Origin of the sequence: Dietzia sp. CQ4 (assembly GCF_014145125.1) — a bacterium.
GTDB classification, from domain to species: domain Bacteria; phylum Actinomycetota; class Actinomycetes; order Mycobacteriales; family Mycobacteriaceae; genus Dietzia; species Dietzia natronolimnaea.
Window position 1 is genome coordinate 1 of sequence record NZ_JAALDZ010000317.1, and the last position, 1,481, is coordinate 1,481.

Here is a 1,481-nt window from a genome sequence, read left to right on the forward strand (position 1 = left end):
CTCCACGCGCGCGAACACCACGTGTCCACCCGGCCCCGGCACATCGCTCCCCGCTCCCGCGCCGTCCAGCCCCGCGGTCGCCAGCATCGCGGGCCGGACGCGGTCGGGGTCCAGGCCCGCGGTGGCGTGGTACAGCGCGAGCCAGTCGTCGTCGGGGGAGTCGGCCAACACCACCTCGGGGCGGGCATCGGCGGGGACCGTGGCGTCCACGCGGGCCAACAACTCGAGGCTGTCGGCCGTGCACAGCAGCAGTTCCCTGTCCGTGCTCACCCGCGCGGGATCCACCGGCACCCCGTCGAGGACCATCCGGTCGGCGTCCACCAACCGGTCCACGGCCACCAGGCGCAGCGGCAGGCCGCGGGCGGAGTACCAGTCGCGGACCCCGTCGAGTTCCCGGCAGCTGGCCCACGGCAGCACCGGGACCGCCGAGTTCCCGCGATAGGACCAGTCGTCCCCGGCGCGGCAGAACCAGCCGTCCACCAGCTCGAACTCGGTACCCGGCCACGCCAACGCGCCCGCGTACTCGTGGGCCCGGACGTCGCGGGCAGGGACGGGTCGGGGCGGCAACACCTTGAGCACGGCGATGTCGGGGTCGGCGATCCGCACCTCCTCGCCCGACTCCCGGCGTACCACCAGCACGGGATCCAGCTCGACCACGTGCCCGATGACGTCGGTGTAGAGATGCGAACTCTGCCCGTCCTCCAGATGACGACGCACCACCACGCGCATCCCCACCTCCACGCGTCGGCCCGCGTTCCACCGGGACCGGTCCGCCAGACCCCGGTCCTGCTCAGCCATGGAGGTCGGTGGCCTCGTCGTCGTCGTCCTCGACGTCGTCGTCCTCCTCGTCGGCGAACGGATCGGGATCGGTGGTCGGGTCCCAGCTCAACCCGGGCACGCCCCAGCCCGCGTCGCGGATGTGCCTCTTGGCCGCCTTGCGGTTCCGGCCGATGAGTCCGTCCGTGTAGAGGAAGCCGTCGAGGTGGCCCACCTCGTGCTGCAGGCACCGCGCGAACAGGCCGTAGCCCTCCACCGAGACCGGCTCGCCGTTCTCGTCGGTGCCGGTGACCCGGGCCCACCAGGCGCGTCCCCGCGGGAAGTTCACTCCGGGGACGGACAGGCACCCCTCGAGATCCTCCTCCGGGTCCGGCATGGTCTCCGGGATCTCGGAGGTCTCCAACACCGGATTGACCACGCAGCCGCGGCGGTTGATCCAGCCGCCACGGGCCTCGACGTCCTCGCGTGAGACGCCCTCGCCGTCCTCGGTGTCCAGGTCGGGGCAGTCGTAGACGAACACCCGCTTGCGGATGCCCACCTGATTGGCGGCCAGCCCCACGCCGTTGGCGGCGTCCATCGTCTCGTAGAGGTCGCGGACGAGGTCGCGGATCTCCTCCGGGGACCCGGTGACGGGCTCGGTGGGGGCGTGGAGGGCGGGATCGCCGAGGATGACGATGGGCAGGACGGCCATGGCAGACGATCCT

General features: G+C 72.3%; 2 protein-coding genes. Both read right to left on the minus strand.

The annotated features are described in order from the left end of the window. On the minus strand, nucleotides 1–798 hold a 798-nt coding region (locus tag G6031_RS15855; RefSeq protein WP_182653782.1), incomplete at its 3' end, for a GNAT family N-acetyltransferase. Continuing rightward, the gene (locus G6031_RS15860) at nucleotides 791–1,468 is read right to left on the minus strand and encodes a peptide deformylase (RefSeq protein ID WP_182653783.1); all 678 of its coding nucleotides are present in this window, start codon (nucleotides 1,466–1,468) and stop codon (nucleotides 791–793) included. The genes G6031_RS15855 and G6031_RS15860, both read right to left, overlap by 8 nt. Nucleotides 1,469–1,481: the final 13 nt, after the last annotated feature.

Bases quoted from the DNA above. Each gene is read 5' to 3' on its own strand.
- G6031_RS15860 (WP_182653783.1), bottom strand. From the start codon at position 1,468: ATGGCCGTCCTGCCCATCGTCATCCTCGGCGATCCCGCCCTCCACGCC.